We start from the raw sequence: 15,760 nt of genomic DNA on the forward strand, positions 1-15,760 counted from the left end.
CGGGTGGGCTTGGCGGCGCCGGATACGGTCGCCCGGGACTGAGGCGGTGGAGACGATGACGGACGACGGGTACCCGGACGGGCAGCCCGGGGCGGCCGACCCCGGACCGGACCGAACGAGACTGGTCCTCGGCGGTGGCCTGGCGGTGGTCCTGCTGGCGGTGGTCGGGGCGAGCGGCGGCTGGATCCTCGCCGGCGACGCCGATCCGTCCACCCCGCCGGCCGCGACCGGTACCAGCGCACCCGCGTCGAGCGGCGGTACGCCGACCCACGCGCCACCATCCACCAGGCCGGAGCGGAGCCCGACCGGCACCCGTACCACCACACCGGCCGGGCTGACCGTCCCCGACCTGGTCGGCACCGACTTCGAGCGGGCCCGGGGAGCACTGCACGACCGGAAGCTGGGCTGGCGACTGGTCTTCGGCACCGGTTCCGGCCGCAATGTCGAGCGCACCTCGCCCGCGCCCGGTACGGCCGTCCGGCCCGGCGTCACCGTCACCCTCTGGGTCGCCGGTCCGGCACCGGCGGTGTCCGTGCCCGACCTGCTCGCCCAGGACTGCGGCGACGCGGCTAATGACCTGGTCGCCGCGGGGCTGTACCCGCGGTACCGCACCGGTCGCCGGGGCCCGGTCACCGCCCAGGACCCGGTCCCCGGCAGCTCGGCCCGGTGGAACGACCAGGTCGCCCTCACCTGCGGCGACGAGCCGTCCACGACGACGGCCACCCCGCCGCCGACACCGTGACGGCCGGCGCGCCGCGCTGATCCCTGCCGATGGTGCCCCCGACCGTTACCGTGGACGATCGAGGGCCAGGGCGCCCGTCCCGGTGGGGAAAGGACGTGCCGATGAGCGACGACCGTCAGGAGCCACCCGCCGGGAACGACGACGCCACCCGACCGCTGCCATCGGAGCGGGACGGCGACGCGGACGCGACCCGGGCGATGCGGTCCGGCGGGCCGGCCGAGGACGACGCGACGCGGGCGATGGGCAGGTCAGAGCACGCCGACGCCACCCGTGCCATGCCGGCGGCGGGCGGTCCGGCCGGGCGGGAGCCGGCCGACGCGACGCGACCGCTGCCCCAGGGCGACCAGGACGCCACCGCCCGCCGGCGGGCCCCGGACGCGACCGCCCGTCAGGAACCCGTCGCCGCCGCACCGGCCTGGTCCGGCCGCGCCGGGGTGCCCCCGCCGCGCCCGGTCGGCTATCCCGAGCCCGCCACCGAGTGGTACGCCGAGGAGCAGGGCGGCCGCCGCTGGTGGATGCCGATCCTGCTCGGCATTCTCGCGCTGGTGCTGATCGCGCTGATCGGGTTGGGTGTCTGGCTGGCGCTCCGCGCCGCCGAGCGGAACTCCGGCCCAGCCACCGTGCCCTCGGTCGTGCCGAGCACCGCGCCGGAGACCAGTGCGGCACCGACCACCACCGCGCCGAGCACCTCGCCACCGACCACGCCACCCACCTCCGCCCCGGCCCGGGTGCCGGTGCCGCCGCTGGTCGGGCTGCCGGAGGACGCCGCCCGGGCGGTGCTGGACCGGCTGAACGTGGACTACCGCGTGGTGCGCCGGACGTCGGACCGGCCGGCCGGCACGGTGATCGAGACCGACCCGGCCGCCGGCGAGCTGATCTCCGACGGCGACCAGCTCACCGTCGTGGTGGCGAAGGCCGAGGCGCCGACGACGGCCAGCGCGACCCCGACACCCGGCCCGACGGCCACGGTCACCCCCTGAGCGTCACCACTGCCGGCGTCTGGTGCACACCAGGCCCAGGCCGGCCAGCGAGATGCCGAGGCCCAGCAACCCCGAGTAGAACAGTGACCGGCTGAGGTCCGTCGAGTTCCGCGTCCCGTCCGCGCCGGCCAGCACGCCCTCTCCGGCGCCGCCGCCGGCCCCGTCCGGGGTGGGCGATGTCCCGGCGTCGGCCCCCGGTGCACCGGTGCCCGACTTGCCGGCCCAGCCCGGGTCCGCCTCCGTTTCGGCGGGGGGTGCGCTGCCCTCCCCGATCACGGTGATCTCCGGAGCCGGCAGCGGCTCGGTCAACTGCTCGGTGGCGGAGAAGGCGGGGTTGCGAACGACGAGCGCGAGTGCGGTGGCGAGGCCGAGGAACGCCAGGAGTCCGAAGGTGTAGCCGATACGGGACCGGTGGTGCCGCCGCGCGGCGGGCAGATTGACCATGACCATCCCAGGTTCAGGGTCCGGGACGCGCGGGGTGGAGACTTTGCCGGGGTGGGCGTACCGATTCTATGGCGGCGGTAGCTGCCCCGGCCGGGCAATCGGGAGGTCAGCCGACCCGGATCGGGGTCCGGATGACGGGACGTCGGGCCCGTACGGTGTGTGGACGTGGCGCCGGCGCGGCTTGGAGTTGCTGCAGCCCCGCCTGTTGTACGAAGATCGACCGCCGGTTGACCGCGTCCCCCGCCGCGTTCAACTCGTAGCCGTCGAGCCAGAGCCAACCGTCGTAGGTCGGCCAGTCGAGCACCCGGATCACCCGGAACATGATCGGTCGGAGGAACTGGACACTCGCCGCGCGAGTCACGTGCAGTACGTCACCAGAGCGGGGAAGCACATGGGCTCCTGGGAGGATCGGCCGGCGGGGAGCCGGCGGGGAAGCTGATCGGGGGACAGGTCGCCGGTGACGGGGTCGTGCCTCGTGGACCGGTTGATCAGGTGGTCGGTGGTGGTCGGGTCGTACCCGCGGTGACGGGCCGACGCCCGACCATCACCCGGCTGCTCCCGGTTACCGCTCCCACCGCCGCAGCCAAACTGGCGTGCAGCGGCGGGGTCTTCATCCCGGTGCAGGTCGCGAGGCGCGGGACGGCTCCCCTCCCGCCGTCCCACCCCTCGTGGGATCACCACGCGGGGAGATCATGCCGAGACGGTGAGTAACCCGTGCCATATCGACAGACTGCACCAGTGGCGTGCTTCATGCAAGTTGCACGTCGAATTTTGCCAATACGCGAGCAGGACACGTGAACGGGACGCTTGAAGCGGCCGGCACCGAAACGGCACACTGGACGCCGGTTTCGCCCGTCGCGGCCGGTCGACGACCGGCACCACCCCTGCCGCGAACGATCGCCCGCCGTACGACCGCGCCCCAGGCGGGTGTCGAACCGGGCGCGACCGACCGGAGGTAGCCGGGTGAGCGAGCAGAGCGAACCAAGCTCGGTGAGGCGGCGTCGTGAGTGAGCGGCGCAGCCCGACCATCCGGCGTCGACGTCTGGGGGCGGAACTCCGCCGCCAGCGGGAGGCCGCCGGCATCACCATCGAGGTGGTCGCCGAGCAGTTGGAGTGCTCGGCGTCCAAGATCTCCCGGATCGAGACCGGCCACACCACCGCCACGCCCCGGGACGTGCGGGACATGCTCCGCATCTACGGGGTGGTCGGCGCCGAGAGCGACGAGCTGGTGCAGATCGCCCGCGAGGCGCGGCAGAAGGGGTGGTGGCACCCCTACAGCACGGTGCTGGTCGGGGCGTACGTGGGGCTGGAGGCGGCGGCCAGCTCGATCCGGGCGTACGAGCAGCAGGTCGTGCCGGGCCTGCTGGAGACCGAGGAGTACGCGGGGGCGATGATCCGGGCCGCCCGGCCGGACTTCACCACCGAAGAGGTCGCACAACGTGTCCGTGTCCGCCTCGGTCGTCAGTCGTTGCTGACTCAGGACGATCCGGTCGATCTGTGGGTGGTGCTCGATGAGGCGGTGCTGAGCCGGCCGGTCGGCGGCGACGCGGTGATGCGTGGCCAGCTGAGACGGCTGGTGGAGGTGGCCGAACTGCCGAACGTGACGTTGCAGGTCCTGCCCTTCGAGGTGGGCGCGCACGCCGGCATGGACGGGACCTTCACGATCCTCAGCTTCCCCGAACCGAGTGATCCCGATGTCGTGTACGCGGAGAACGCCACGGGTGGGCTCTTCCTGGAGAAGAGCGACGAACTACAGAAGTACAGCTTCATCTTCGATCACATCCGAGCAGCGGCCATTCGCCCGGAGGAATCCATCGCACACATCGCAAAACTGGCAGAGGAGCCGCTGTGGAAATGGCGACCAAGGAGTTCCCCGTGGACCTGACGCAGGCGACCTGGTTCAAGAGCTCCAAGAGCGGGCCGAACTGTGACAACTGCGTGGAGGTCGCGTACGTGACCGGGGCGGTCGGCGTCCGGGACTCGAAGGACAAGACCGGCCCCGCCCTGGTCTTCGCCCCGGGCGACTGGCACGCATTCGTCGCCAGCGCCAGGGACGGTGTGTTCGTCCGGGGCTGATCCGGCGATCCGGACAACGTGCATGGTCCCGCCCGGCAGCGTCGTCGGGCGGGGCCATTTCGTGTTCCCGGCCGGCCCGCTCTGGCGACCCGTCGCCAGTTCCGTTCCGCCTCGTTGAACCGCACGGATCGGCAACCGAACGAGGTAGGCGAGACGGATGACGACGATCGGTTCAGAGAATCTCACCAACGGTCCGGGCAAGCCGGAGCGGTTCGGTGGCAAGTACCGCGGGGCGCGCCGGGACAGCGTCCTCACCGAGGTGGTCTCCTCCGACGCCGAGATCGCGGGCCGGGACGCGGACGGCCCGGAGCAGCCCTCGCCGCCCCTCTCCCTGCCGTCGTTGGATCCGAACCCGCTCACCGAACCGTCGTTCCCGCCGACCGGCTGGCCGCTGGAGCAGGCCGAGTCCCTGGTGGACCACCCGCTGCTGCGCGGCCTGCTGATGGAACTGCCCCCGAAGGGCAGCGTGCCGCCGCCGGGCTGGCTGGACCGCTGGTTCGAGGCGACCCGGGCGATCCTGGAACTGCTATACGTGCAGGGGCCCAGCCGCTCGCGCTGACGCCCGGGCCGCCAGCGGCTGCGCTGGCGTCAGGCTCGCCGGCGGTTGTGCCGGCGGCAGGGTCGCCGGCGGCAGCGCCCGTTCGGCGAGCCGGTTGTGCCGCAGCGCGTGGCGTACCCCGATCGCGAGGACGCCGAGCACGCCGACGGTGATCGCGGGGCCGGTCACGGCCGGCGTCGCGAGCAGGTCGACGCCCGTGGCCGAGACCACGGCCGGGACGAACGCGAGCGCGGTCACCTGGATCGGCAGCCCGATCAGCGGATGCGCCGCGGCGGCGCGCAGCCCGTGCGGGGCCGGGGTGTCCGGTGCGGCGGCGAAGGCCCCCGCGCCGGCCCTCAGCCGCCGCACCCGCCGGACCGTGCAGACCGCGACGACCAGAGCCGGGGCCGCCGCGAGCAGGAGGCCGTCGGCGGCCCGGTCGATCGCCGTCGTCCCGGCGCTCTGCAGGCCCAGGAGCAGCACGGCCGCGGTCAGCACCAGGCCGGCCACGGTCAGCGCGGACAACCATCCGGTACGCCGGCGCAGAGCGCGGGCGCGGTCCAGCCGGGGCAGTCCGTCCGCGACGACCCCGGCGGCCAGCCAGACGGCGGCGACGGGGAGCAGCACGGTGAGATGGTCGTCCATGCCACTCAGCCTTGCCCAGTTCGACGTGCACCGAATCGGGGCAGCACCCCGGTTGCCCCCGTACGTCGTCCCGTAGGGGCCATCCCGCCGGCGTTATTGAGGATTCGACATGTTCACATTCTCGACCTCTCGATCTAGCCTCTTCTCGATCGGCAAGTGTCGATCTGCCTGCGCCGCACCGGGCGGACGGCCGTACGCCGGTCGGAGGGAGGTAGGGAGATGGTTCTCCCACACAGGTCCGTACTCGTCGGCGTGGCCGCCCTGACCATGCTCGCGGCGGCCAGCCCCGCGCTGGCCGCCGAACGGAGCGGAGCGATCCGGAACGCCGGCGGCGCCACCGCCGTGGCCGACAGCTACCTCGTCGTGTTGAAGGACAGCGCCGTGGCCTCCAGCCGGGTCACCGAGGCCGCCCAGCGGCTGACCGCCCGGCACGGCGGCACCGTCGCCCGCACCTGGCGTACCGCCCTGCGCGGCTTCGAGATCCGGGTCGGCGAGGTCGCCGCCGCGCGGATCGCCGCCGATCCCGCCGTGGCGTACGTGGAACAGAACCACAACGTGTCGATCGCCGGCACCCAGCCGAACCCGCCGTCCTGGGGCCTGGACCGGATCGATCAGCGGAACCTGCCGCTGAACAGCTCGTACACCTACCCGAACACGGCCAGCAACGTGCGCGCGTACATCATCGACACCGGCGTGCTGTTCGGGCACAACGACTTCGGCGGCCGGGCGGTCTCCGGCTTCGACGCGGTCGACGGCGGCTCCGCGGACGACTGCAACGGCCACGGCACGCACGTCGCGGGCACCGTGGGCGGCTCCTCGTACGGGGTGGCCAAGGGAGTCCAGATCGTCGGCGTCCGGGTGCTCAACTGCCAGGGCAGCGGCACCACCGCCCAAGTGGTGTCCGGCATCGACTGGGTCACCGCCAACGCGGTCAAGCCGGCGGTGGCGAACATGAGCCTCGGCGGCTCCGCCGACAGCGCGATCGACACCGCGGTCACCAACTCCATCAACTCCGGCATCACCTACGCGGTGGCGGCCGGCAACGGCGACATCTTCGGCAACCGGCAGAACGCCTGCAACTACTCGCCGGCCCGGGTCGCACCGGCGATCACGGTCGGCGCCACCCAGAACAACGACGCCGCCGCGAGCTTCTCCAACTACGGCACCTGCGTGGACATCCTGGCGCCGGGGGTCAACATCACCTCCGCCTGGTACACCAGCAACACCGCGACGAACACGATCAGCGGCACCTCGATGGCCTCGCCGCACGTCGCCGGCGCCGCCGCCCTGGTGCTCTCGGCGAATCCGACGTGGACTCCGCAGCAGGTGCGGGACAGCCTGGTCAACGACGCCACCCCGAACGTGGTGACCAACGTGGGCACCGGCACCCCGAACCGGCTGCTCTACGTGACCGGCGGCACCACCCCGCCGACCAACGACTTCTCCGTCTCGGTGTCGCCGACGTCGGGCTCCACCGCGCCCGGCGGCTCGGTGACGGCCACCGTCAACACCGCCACCACCAGCGGCTCGGCCCAGTCGGTCAGCCTCTCCGCCAGTGGCCTGCCGGCCGGCGCCAGCGCCTCGTTCAACCCGGCCACGGTGACCTCCGGCGGCTCGTCCACGCTCACCATCACCACGTCGGCCAGCACCCCGGCCGGCACGTACCCGGTGACCGTCACCGGCACGGCAGCCTCGGGCACGCGGACGGCGAGCTACTCGCTGACCGTCACCGGCACCGGTGGCTGCACCGGCACCGGCCAGAAGCTCGCCAACCCGGGCTTCGAGTCCGGCAACACCGGGTGGACCGCCAGTTCCGGGGTGATCGGCCAGTACGGCTCCTCCGGACAGCCGCCCCGCTCCGGCAGCTGGAACGCCTGGCTGGACGGCTACGGCACCAGCCACACCGACACCCTGGCCCAGACGGTGAGCCTGCCGGCCGGCTGCTCGTCGTACACCCTGAGCTTCTGGCTGCACATCGACACCGCTGAGACCACCACCAGCACCGCGTACGACACGCTCAGGGTGCAGGTGCTCAACGGCAGCGGCTCGGTGCTGGCCACGCTCGCCACGTACTCGAACCTGAACAAGAACACCGGCTACGCGCAGAAGTCGTTCAACCTGGGCGCGTACGCCGGCCAGACCATCCAGATCAAGTTCACCGGGGTGGAGGACTGGTCCCTGCAGACCTCGTTCGTCCTCGACGACACCGCGTTGAACGTCTCCTGAGCCAACCTCTTCCCACCGGCGTCCGGCGGTCATCCCCAAGGTGGCCGCCGGACGTCGTGGTGGCCGCAGCGGTCGTGGGGGTGCCTCAGACGTCGAAGGCGGCGGGGCGCCCGGTGGCCGGCGCCGGCGGGGTGGCCTTCCACACGCCCGTCTTCTGTGCGGCCAGCCGGGCCAGGTACGCCGGGTTGAGGATCACGTAGCGCCGCCAGAGCCGCTTCGGCTCCAGCCCGAGCCGCCAGAACCACTCCAGCCCGGCCCGCTGCATCCACGACGGCGGGTTGCGCAACAGGCCGGCGTGGTAGTCGAAGGCCGCGCCGACCGCCATCAGCGGCATGTCCAGCAGCGGCCGCATGGCGTACGTGAAGACCTCCTGGCGGGGGCAGCCCAGCCCGACCAGGACCAGCCGGGCACCACTGGCCTTGATCCGGTCGGCGATCTCGACGTCCTCACCCGGCTGCAGGGAGCGGAACTTGGACGCCTCGACTCCGGCGATCTTGAGCGCCGGGAACTTCCGCTCGAGGGCCGGGATCAGCCGGGACAGGGTCGCCTCGGTGGAACCGTACAGGTAGACGGGCAGCCCCTCGTCGGCGAAGCGGGCGAGCACCCGGAGGGTGAGCTCCGGGCCGTAGACCCGGTCGGTGAGGCCGGCGCCGTGCAGCAGGTTGAGCGCCCAGCGGACCGGCTGCCCGTCCGGCGTGACCACGTCGAACGCGTTGAGCCGGGCGTTGTGCGCCGGATCGAGCACTCCCGTCATCACGCCGTGCACGGCCAGCGCGGTCAGGGCCAGCGGGCGGCGCTCCTGCGCCGCTGCGACCACGGCCTCGGTCGCCCGGGCGTAGTCGGTCGCGTCGACGAGTACGCCGAGCACGTTCCGCTTGGTGCCGCTGGTCATGCCTTCGGCACCCACTTGTCGACGTTCGCGTCGTAGATCTCGCGGAGGATCATCGGCACGTCGTAGGTGATCTTCCAGTCCGGATAGTGGTCCTCGAACCGGGCCATGCTGCTCACGTACCACTGGTGGTCGCCGGTGCGGGCCTGCTCGACGTAGTTGATTTTCGCCTCGCGGCCGGTGATCTCCTCGGCGATCCGGAACGCCTCGATGTGCGAGGTGTTCGAGTGACGGCCGCCACCCAGGTTGTAGACCTGGGCCGACCGCGGCTCGCGGAAGAACGCCTCGAACGCGGTCAGCACGTCCCGGGAGTGGATCGCGTCCCGGACCATCTTGCCCTTGTAGCCGAAGAGGTTGTACGTCCGGCCCTCCATGACGCAGCGCATCAGGTACGCCAGGAAGCCGTGCAGCTCGGCCGCCGAGTGGGCCGGGCCGGTCAGCGTGCCACCCCGGAAGCAGGCGGTCCTCATGTCGAAGTACCGGCCGTATTCCTGGACCATCACGTCGGCGGCGACCTTGGAGGCGCCGAAGACCGAGTGCAGCGACTCGTCGATCGACATGTCCTCGGTGATGCCCTGGTGGTAGGGGTGGTCCTCGGGCAGCTCGTACCGGGTCTCCAGCTCGACCAGGGGGAGGCTGTTCGGGCGGTCGCCGTACACCTTGTTGGTCGAGCAGTGGATGAAGGGCGCCTCGATGGCGTGCCGGCGGGTGTTCTCCAGCACGTTGAGGGTGCCGCCGGCGTTCACGTCGAAGTCGGTGTACGGCTCCTTGGCGGCCCAGTCGTGGCTCGGCTGCGCGGCGCTGTGGATCACGACGGCGATGTCCGAGCCGTACTTCTTGAAGACCTGCTCCAGGCCGTCCCGGTCCCGGATGTCCACCGCGTAGTGGGTGTAGGCGGTGCCCAGTTCGGCGGCGAGCCGGTCCAGGCTCCAGGACGTCGAGCCGTCCTCACCGAAGAAGTACCGCCGCATGTCGTTGTCGATGCCGACCACGTCGAGACCGAGACCGGCGAAGTGCCGGGCCGCCTCGGAGCCGATCAGACCGCCTGAACCGGTCACCAACGCGACACTCACACGCCACTCCTGATCGATAGGAGGCAGGGAAACCATCGGAGCATAGCGTGACGTCCGGCATGCCCCGATACGCCGCGAGGGCTCCGCTGCAAGCGAAGCCCTCGTGATGGTGGGGAAGGGGGGAGTTGAACCCCCACGCCCTTTCGGGCACACGGACCTGAACCGTGCGCGTCTGCCATTCCGCCACTTCCCCGTGGCCTGACCTGGAATACCGTAACTTATCCCGCGCCCGCCATCTGCGGCGGGTGCCGGAACATATTACGCTGTCCCCGGTCATCGCCACGAGCGATCACCGTTCGTGGCGGACGAAACTGTAGCACGACCGCGGGGCCGGCCACGAACGGGCCGCCGGCAGCCGGCCGAGCGGCGTGTGAGCTGCGGAGGCGGTGTCCGGATACCATCATTGCCTCGGGACCCGAGGAGGAGCCGGTGAGCGTGCTGCAACGCTTCGAGAAGCGTCTGGAAGGCCTGGTCGAGGGGGCCTTCGCCAAGGTCTTCAAAGGGGTGGTCCACCCCGTGGAGATCCTCAACGCCATGCAGCGGGAGGCCGAGGCGCACAAGGCGATCCTGGCCGGTGGGCGCACGTTGGTGCCCAACCGCTACGTGATCGATCTCTCGCCGTACGACCACAGTCGGCTGGCGCCGTACGCCGCTGCGCTGGCCCAGGAGCTGGCCCAGTCGCAGGCGGAGTTCATCGGCGAGCAGGCCTGGACGGTCTACGGTGACGTGATCGTCGAGGTCGAGCGCGGTGAAGGGCTGGACACCGGCATGTTCCGGGTCACCGCCGAGGTCTACACCGGCGGCGACGTCGCCCCGGTCTCCGCGCCCGGCGGCTACGACGCCGGCCCGGCCTACCCGTCGTACGACCAGGGTGGCGGCTACGGCCCGCCGCCGGGGCACGGCGGGGGCCGCAACGTCCGGCTGGTCTCCGGTGACGGCCGCACGTACCCCCTCCAGATGGGCTCGACCGTGATCGGTCGCGGCGACCAGGCCAACCTGCGCCTGCCCGACGTCGGCATCTCCCGGCGGCACGCCCGGCTCGACTTCGACGGCGGCCAGGTGGTGCTGACCGACCTCGGCTCCACGAACGGCACGATGGTCAACGGCCAGCGTGTCTCCGCGGTCGCCCTCAACCCGGGCGACATGATCCAGCTGGGCACGACCACCCTGACCTTCCGCGTGGACGGCTGACCCGCCTTGCCGGAACTCGTCATCACCGTCGCCCGGTTCGGGTTCCTCATCCTGCTGTGGATCTTCGTGTTCACGGTGGTCGGGGTGATCCGGCGGGACCTCTTCGCGGGGGCCCGGTCGGGTCGGCTGGTGGCCGCGCCGCGCGCGGTCGGGGCCTCGACCGGGCAGGCGGCGAAGCCGGCGAAGGTGAAGCGGGGCAGAGCCGCGCACCAGTTGATGGTCACCGCCGGCCAACTGGCCGGCACCCGGATCACCCTTGGCGAATCCCAGATCACCATCGGCCGGGCCGAGGATTCGACGCTGGTCATCACCGACGACTACGCCTCGGCGCGGCACGCCCGGCTGGTGCCGCGCGACGGGCAGTGGTTCGTCGAGGACCTCGGATCGACTAACGGCACCTACCTGGATCGCGCTAAGGTCACCGGACCGACCCCCGTCCCCCTCGGCGTGCCGATCCGAATCGGCCGCACCTCCCTCGAATTACGGCCATGACTCTGACCCTGCGCTATGCGGCCCACAGCGACCGCGGTCTGATCCGAGACGGTAACCAGGATTCCGTCTACGCCGGGCCGCGGCTGCTCGCCGTCGCCGACGGCATGGGCGGCATGGCCGCCGGTGACGTCGCCAGCAACATCGTCATCGGTGCCATGGCGCCCCTCGACGAGGATGTCCCAGGGGACGCCCTCGTCGACGCGCTGCGTTCCGCCGTGGGCACCGCCAACCAACAACTCCGCGAGACCGTGGACGCCAACCCGCAGTTGGAGGGGATGGGCACCACGCTCACCGCCACCCTCTTCTCGGGCAGCAAGCTCGGCATGGTCCACATCGGCGACTCGCGGGCCTATCTCCTGCGGAACGGCGAGTTCGCGCAGATCACCAAGGACGACACGTACGTCCAGATGCTCGTCGACGAGGGCCGGATCAGCGCGGAGGAGGCGAGCAGCCACCCCCAGCGCTCGCTGCTCACCCGGGCGCTGGACGGCCGCGACATCGACCCGGAGTACAGCGTCCGCCAGGTGCTCCCTGGCGACCGCTACCTGATCTGCTCCGACGGCCTCTCCGGCGTGGTCAGCGCGGACACCATCGCCGACACGATGCGGGAGTACGCCGACCCGCAGCAGTGCGTCGAGCGCCTGGTGCAGCTCGCGCTGCGCGGCGGCGGCCCGGACAACATCACGGTGATCATCGCCGACGCCACCGACCAGGACATCGTCGAGGCATCCCCGATCGTCGGCGGTGCCGCCGCCCGCGACCGGGGCATGGCGACCTCCGCCGACGGCTCCACCCCGGCGGCCCGCGCCTCGGCCCTGTCCGCGCCGCGGCCGGCCGCCCCCGAGGAGCCGGCGGACCGCGAGGACGAGCCGGAGCGGGGTCGGCACCGGCCGCTGCGTACCGCGGCCATGCTGCTGGCGCTGCTGGTCATCCTCGGCGGGGGCCTCTTCGGCGGGTGGAGCTACACCCAGCGCCAGTACTACGTCGGGGCCACCGAGGACGGCAAGCTCGCCGTCTTCCGCGGCGTGCCGGGCCAGATCGCCGGGCTCGACCTGTCGAGCGTGCATGCCACCAGCCCGGCCAAGCTGGACGACCTCACCCTGGCCGCGCAGGAGCAGGTGAAGCAGGGCATCCAGGCGCGCAGCGAGCCGGACGCCGAGCGCCGGCTGGCCGAGCTGACCAGCGACGACCCGGCCAACCCGAACCTCAAGCCGATCTGCCCGCCCAGCCCGACGGCGGCCACGGTCAGCCCGACGCCGACCGTGACCCCGACCGCTGTCCCGACCGTGACCGCCAGCCCGCTGGCCCCGGCCGTGAGCGCCAGCGCCAGCGCCAGTGCCAGCGCGCCGGTTACCGTCCCGCCCGCGCCCACCACCACACCCGACGTCGCCCCCTCCGACACGGTCCCGCCGGTCGACCCGGCGGGCTGCCGGTCGCCGGAGTGACGGTCGGCTCGACCCCGAGGACCCATCCGTGACCGCAGCCGCCGTACCGGCAACCTCGCCCGCCTCGACGGGCGAGCAGCCCGGCGTGCGCCTGGCCCGGTCCCGGCGTAACGCCGAGCTGTCCCTGCTCCTGCTGGCCATGGTGCTGGTGGCGGCATATTCGGCGACGGTCGAGGCGACCGCGCTGGACACGGTCACCCCGGACTTCTGGATCCCGACCGCCGCGCTGGGGCTGGTCTTCCTCGGCCTGCACCTGGTCATCCGCTGGCTGGCGCCCTTCGCCGACCCGGCGCTGCTGCCGGCGGTCGCCCTGCTCAACGGCATCGGAGTGGGCTTCCTGCGCCGCTACGACCTGGCCCAGGCCGCCCCGGCCGACCGGGAGCACCTGGCCATCTTCGCCGGTACGGGCGGCCGGCAGCTCGCCTGGACGCTCGCCGCGGTGATGCTCGCCGCCGGGCTGCTGGTGATCATGCGGGACCACCGGTCGCTCTCCCGGTACGCGTACACCCTGGGGCTGGCCGGCATCGTGCTGGTGATGATCCCGGCGGTGCTGCCGGCCCGGTTCTCCGAGATCAACAACGCCAAGCTGTGGATCCGGATCGGCGGGTTCTCGATCCAGCCGGGTGAGTTCGCCAAGCTCGCCCTGCTCACCTTCTTCGCCTACTACCTGGTCCGCAAGCGGGAGGTGCTGTCGCTGGCCAGCCGGCGGGTGCTCGGCATCGACTTCCCGCGCGGGCGGGACCTCGGGCCGGTCCTGGTGGTCTGGATTATCAGCCTCCTGGTCCTGGTCTTCGAGAAGGACCTGGGCACCTCGCTGCTCTACTTCGGCATGTTCGTGGTGACGCTCTACATCGCCACCGAACGGGTCAGTTGGCTGCTCATCGGTCTGATCCTGTTCTTCGGCGGTGCCTACCTGGCGTACGTGCTGGGCAGCACCGTCGGTGGCCCGTTCGCGAACTTCTACCTGCGCGCCGAGATCTGGCTGGACCCGTTCGGTGACCCGTACGACAAGGGCTACCAGCTCGTCCAGGGCCTGCTCACGCTCGGCACCGGCGGCCTCTTCGGGGCCGGACCGGGCGGCGGGCAGCCGACGCTGCTGCCGGAGGTGCAGACGGACTTCATCTTCGCCGGCATCGGCGAGGAGATCGGCCTCTTCGGCCTCTCCGCGCTGCTCGTGGTCTATCTGCTGATCGTCGAGCGGGGGCTGCGGGCCGCCCTGGCGGTGCGGGACTCGTTCGGCAAGCTGCTCGCCGGCGGCCTCGCCTTCACCCTGGGCCTGCAGGTCTTCGTCATCGTCGGCGGGATCAGCAAGCTCATCCCGCTGACCGGCCAGACCACCCCGTTCCTCTCCGCCGGTGGCTCGTCGCTGATGGCGAACTGGCTGCTCATCGCGGTCCTGCTCCGGGTCTCCGACGGCGCGCGCCGGCCGGTGACCCCCGGCGGCCCGGCGGTCCGGCCGTCCGGCGGCCCGCCCGAGCAGCTGCACGGTGCTCCCACGGAGGTGATCCGACCATGAACGCACCCCTCCGCCGCGTCGGCGTGGTCGTGATGATCCTCTTCGGGCTGCTCTTCGCGAACCTGAACTGGATTCAGGCCTACAAGGCCGACGAATACCGCAACAGCGACTACAACGGCCGGGTTCAGGTCGCCGAGTACGAGCGCAAGCGGGGCAACATCGAGGTCGGCGGCACCGCGTACGCCCTCAGTAAGGAGACCGGCGGCAAGCTGAAGTTCCAGCGCAGCTATCCCGGTGGGGAGATGTACGCGCACGTGCTCGGCTACAAGCCGGTCAACAACGCCGACATCGGCATCGAGCAGGTCGAGAACGACTTCCTCGCCGGCACCAGCGACCAGCTGATCGGCGACCGGGTGAAGGACATGTTCACCGGTAACAAGACCGGTGGCGGCAACGTGCTGCTGACCCTCTCCAAGCGGGCCCAGGAGACGGCGTACAAGCAGCTCCAGGACAACCAGGTCGGGGCCACCCGGGGCGCGGCGATCGCGATCGACCCGCGTACCGGGGCGGTGCAGGCGCTGGTCTCCATGCCGAGCTTCGACCCGAACCCGCTGGTCAGCCACGACACCGCCGCGGCGTCGAAGGCGTTCAACAAGCTCGAACAGGACCCGGAGCGCCCGCTGGCCAACCGGGCCCTGTCCGAGACCCTGCCGCCCGGCTCCACCTTCAAGATCGTGGTGGCCGCGGCGGCGCTGGAGAACGGCGTCAGCAAGGAGACCCGGATCCCGGCCGGGTCGAGCTGGACCCCGCCCACCTCGGGCCAGCCGATCCGCAACGCCGCGGCCTCGATCTGCCCCGAGTCGCAGGTGACCCTGATGGACGCGGTCACCGAGTCCTGCAACACCGGCTTCGCCCAGCTCGGCGTGCGGCTGGGTGCCGACAAGCTCAAGGAGAAGGCCCGCCAGTTCGGCTTCGAGCAGGACGACCTCACGGTCGGGCAGCTCAACGAGGGTGGCCTGCCGGTGGCGGCCAGCCGGACCGGCGAGATGACCGCGCCCGGTGGGTCCACCGACCCGGCCGCCCTGGCCCAGTCCTCCATCGGCCAGCGGGACGTCCGGATGACCCCGCTGCAGGGCGCGCTGATCGCCGCGTCGGTCGCCAACGGCGGCAGCCAGATGCGGCCGTACCTGGTCAAGCAGCTGCTCGCCCCGGACCGCACCACCAGCTACTACACGGCCAAGCCGCGCGAGCTGCGCCGGCCGGTGAGCGGCGAGGTCGCCAGCGACCTGCAGGACATGATGGAAAGCGTGGTCAAGAACGGCACCGGCCGGAAGGCCGCCATCAGTGGCTACACCGTCGGCGGCAAGACCGGTACCGCCCAGTCCGGCCCGGACACCCCCGACCACGGCTGGTTCATCGGCTACGTGATGGACAAGAACGGCACCCCGATCTCCGCCGTCTGCGTGGAGCTGGAACGGGCCGGCAGCGGCGGCAGCGCCGAGGCGGCCCGGATCGCCGGCCGGATCATGGCCGCGGTCATCGCCGACTCCGGAGGCCGCTGAC

16 protein-coding genes and 1 tRNA gene are annotated in these 15,760 nt (G+C 71.7%); 11 read left to right on the forward strand and 6 right to left on the reverse strand.

The window, feature by feature from the left end; genetic code table 11:
- The first annotated feature begins 55 nt into the window (after nucleotides 1-55).
- Nucleotides 56-742 carry a PASTA domain-containing protein gene (locus FXF52_RS03690; protein ID WP_148793815.1) on the forward strand — a complete coding sequence of 229 codons (687 nt, stop codon included), beginning with the start codon at nucleotides 56-58 and terminating at the stop codon, nucleotides 740-742.
- A gap of 101 nt (nucleotides 743-843) precedes the next feature.
- Nucleotides 844-1,722 carry a PASTA domain-containing protein gene (locus FXF52_RS03695; RefSeq protein ID WP_148793816.1) on the forward strand — a complete coding sequence of 293 codons (879 nt, stop codon included), beginning with the start codon at nucleotides 844-846 and terminating at the stop codon, nucleotides 1,720-1,722.
- A gap of 3 nt (nucleotides 1,723-1,725) precedes the next feature.
- On the opposite strand, the gene FXF52_RS03700 is transcribed toward FXF52_RS03695, so the two are convergent.
- A complete protein-coding gene (locus tag FXF52_RS03700; RefSeq protein WP_264998380.1) occupies nucleotides 1,726-2,172 on the reverse strand; it encodes a hypothetical protein in 447 nt (148 codons plus the stop codon).
- A gap of 100 nt (nucleotides 2,173-2,272) precedes the next feature.
- Nucleotides 2,273-2,557 (reverse strand): hypothetical protein, encoded by a 285-nt coding sequence (locus FXF52_RS03705; protein WP_148793817.1) that lies wholly within the window; start codon nucleotides 2,555-2,557, stop codon nucleotides 2,273-2,275.
- Between the two features lie 612 nt (nucleotides 2,558-3,169).
- Between FXF52_RS03705 and FXF52_RS03710 the strand changes: the two genes are divergently transcribed.
- The 3 genes from FXF52_RS03710 to FXF52_RS03720 all read left to right on the forward strand — a co-directional run bounded on the left by FXF52_RS03710 (nucleotide 3,170) and on the right by FXF52_RS03720 (nucleotide 4,801).
- Nucleotides 3,170-4,051: a helix-turn-helix transcriptional regulator gene (locus FXF52_RS03710; RefSeq protein WP_148793818.1), complete on the forward strand. Its 882-nt coding sequence runs from the start codon at nucleotides 3,170-3,172 to the stop codon at nucleotides 4,049-4,051.
- Nucleotides 4,021-4,242 (forward strand): DUF397 domain-containing protein, encoded by a 222-nt coding sequence (locus FXF52_RS03715; protein ID WP_148793819.1) that lies wholly within the window; start codon nucleotides 4,021-4,023, stop codon nucleotides 4,240-4,242. Before FXF52_RS03710 ends, FXF52_RS03715 begins: the two co-directional genes overlap by 31 nt.
- A gap of 157 nt (nucleotides 4,243-4,399) precedes the next feature.
- Nucleotides 4,400-4,801 carry a hypothetical protein gene (locus FXF52_RS03720; RefSeq protein WP_148793820.1) on the forward strand — a complete coding sequence of 134 codons (402 nt, stop codon included), beginning with the start codon at nucleotides 4,400-4,402 and terminating at the stop codon, nucleotides 4,799-4,801.
- Here FXF52_RS03720 and FXF52_RS03725 read toward each other — a convergent pair.
- The gene (locus FXF52_RS03725) at nucleotides 4,769-5,425 is read right to left on the reverse strand and encodes a hypothetical protein (protein ID WP_255471721.1); all 657 of its coding nucleotides are present in this window, start codon (nucleotides 5,423-5,425) and stop codon (nucleotides 4,769-4,771) included. The genes FXF52_RS03720 and FXF52_RS03725 overlap by 33 nt on opposite strands.
- A gap of 219 nt (nucleotides 5,426-5,644) precedes the next feature.
- On the opposite strand from FXF52_RS03725, the gene FXF52_RS43975 reads away from it, so the two are divergent.
- Nucleotides 5,645-7,651: a S8 family peptidase gene (locus FXF52_RS43975; RefSeq protein WP_148793821.1), complete on the forward strand. Its 2,007-nt coding sequence runs from the start codon at nucleotides 5,645-5,647 to the stop codon at nucleotides 7,649-7,651.
- An 85-nt stretch (nucleotides 7,652-7,736) separates the two neighbouring features.
- Here FXF52_RS43975 and FXF52_RS03735 read toward each other — a convergent pair whose 3' ends face one another.
- From FXF52_RS03735 to FXF52_RS03745, 3 genes are all read right to left on the reverse strand, one after another.
- Nucleotides 7,737-8,543, reverse strand: coding sequence for a WecB/TagA/CpsF family glycosyltransferase (locus FXF52_RS03735; RefSeq protein WP_148793822.1), 807 nt, complete (start codon nucleotides 8,541-8,543; stop codon nucleotides 7,737-7,739).
- Entirely contained in the window at nucleotides 8,540-9,613 is a 1,074-nt protein-coding gene (locus FXF52_RS03740; protein WP_148793823.1) for an NAD-dependent epimerase/dehydratase family protein, read from the reverse strand. Before FXF52_RS03740 ends, FXF52_RS03735 begins: the two co-directional genes overlap by 4 nt.
- A 107-nt stretch (nucleotides 9,614-9,720) precedes the next feature.
- Nucleotides 9,721-9,806 (reverse strand) — tRNA-Leu (locus FXF52_RS03745).
- Between the two features lie 209 nt (nucleotides 9,807-10,015).
- Between FXF52_RS03745 and FXF52_RS03750 the strand changes: the two genes are divergently transcribed.
- The 5 genes from FXF52_RS03750 to FXF52_RS03770 all read left to right on the forward strand — a co-directional run bounded on the left by FXF52_RS03750 (nucleotide 10,016) and on the right by FXF52_RS03770 (nucleotide 15,759).
- Complete coding sequence (locus FXF52_RS03750) at nucleotides 10,016-10,804, forward strand: DUF3662 and FHA domain-containing protein (RefSeq protein WP_091126795.1); 789 nt, start codon at nucleotides 10,016-10,018, stop codon at nucleotides 10,802-10,804.
- Nucleotides 10,805-10,810: 6 nt separating this feature from the next.
- Nucleotides 10,811-11,296 (forward strand): FHA domain-containing protein, encoded by a 486-nt coding sequence (locus tag FXF52_RS03755; protein WP_148793824.1) that lies wholly within the window; start codon nucleotides 10,811-10,813, stop codon nucleotides 11,294-11,296.
- Nucleotides 11,293-12,741 carry a PP2C family serine/threonine-protein phosphatase gene (locus FXF52_RS03760; protein WP_148793825.1) on the forward strand — a complete coding sequence of 483 codons (1,449 nt, stop codon included), beginning with the start codon at nucleotides 11,293-11,295 and terminating at the stop codon, nucleotides 12,739-12,741. Before FXF52_RS03755 ends, FXF52_RS03760 begins: the two co-directional genes overlap by 4 nt.
- 85 nt (nucleotides 12,742-12,826) lie before the next feature.
- Complete coding sequence (locus FXF52_RS03765) at nucleotides 12,827-14,257, forward strand: FtsW/RodA/SpoVE family cell cycle protein (RefSeq protein ID WP_370517875.1); 1,431 nt, start codon at nucleotides 12,827-12,829, stop codon at nucleotides 14,255-14,257.
- Nucleotides 14,254-15,759 carry a penicillin-binding protein 2 gene (locus FXF52_RS03770; RefSeq protein WP_148793827.1) on the forward strand — a complete coding sequence of 502 codons (1,506 nt, stop codon included), beginning with the start codon at nucleotides 14,254-14,256 and terminating at the stop codon, nucleotides 15,757-15,759. Before FXF52_RS03765 ends, FXF52_RS03770 begins: the two co-directional genes overlap by 4 nt.
- Nucleotide 15,760: the final 1 nt, after the last annotated feature.

The sequence above is a fragment of the Micromonospora sp. MP36 genome, assembly GCF_008119785.1.
Taxonomy (GTDB): Bacteria; Actinomycetota; Actinomycetes; order Mycobacteriales; family Micromonosporaceae; genus Micromonospora.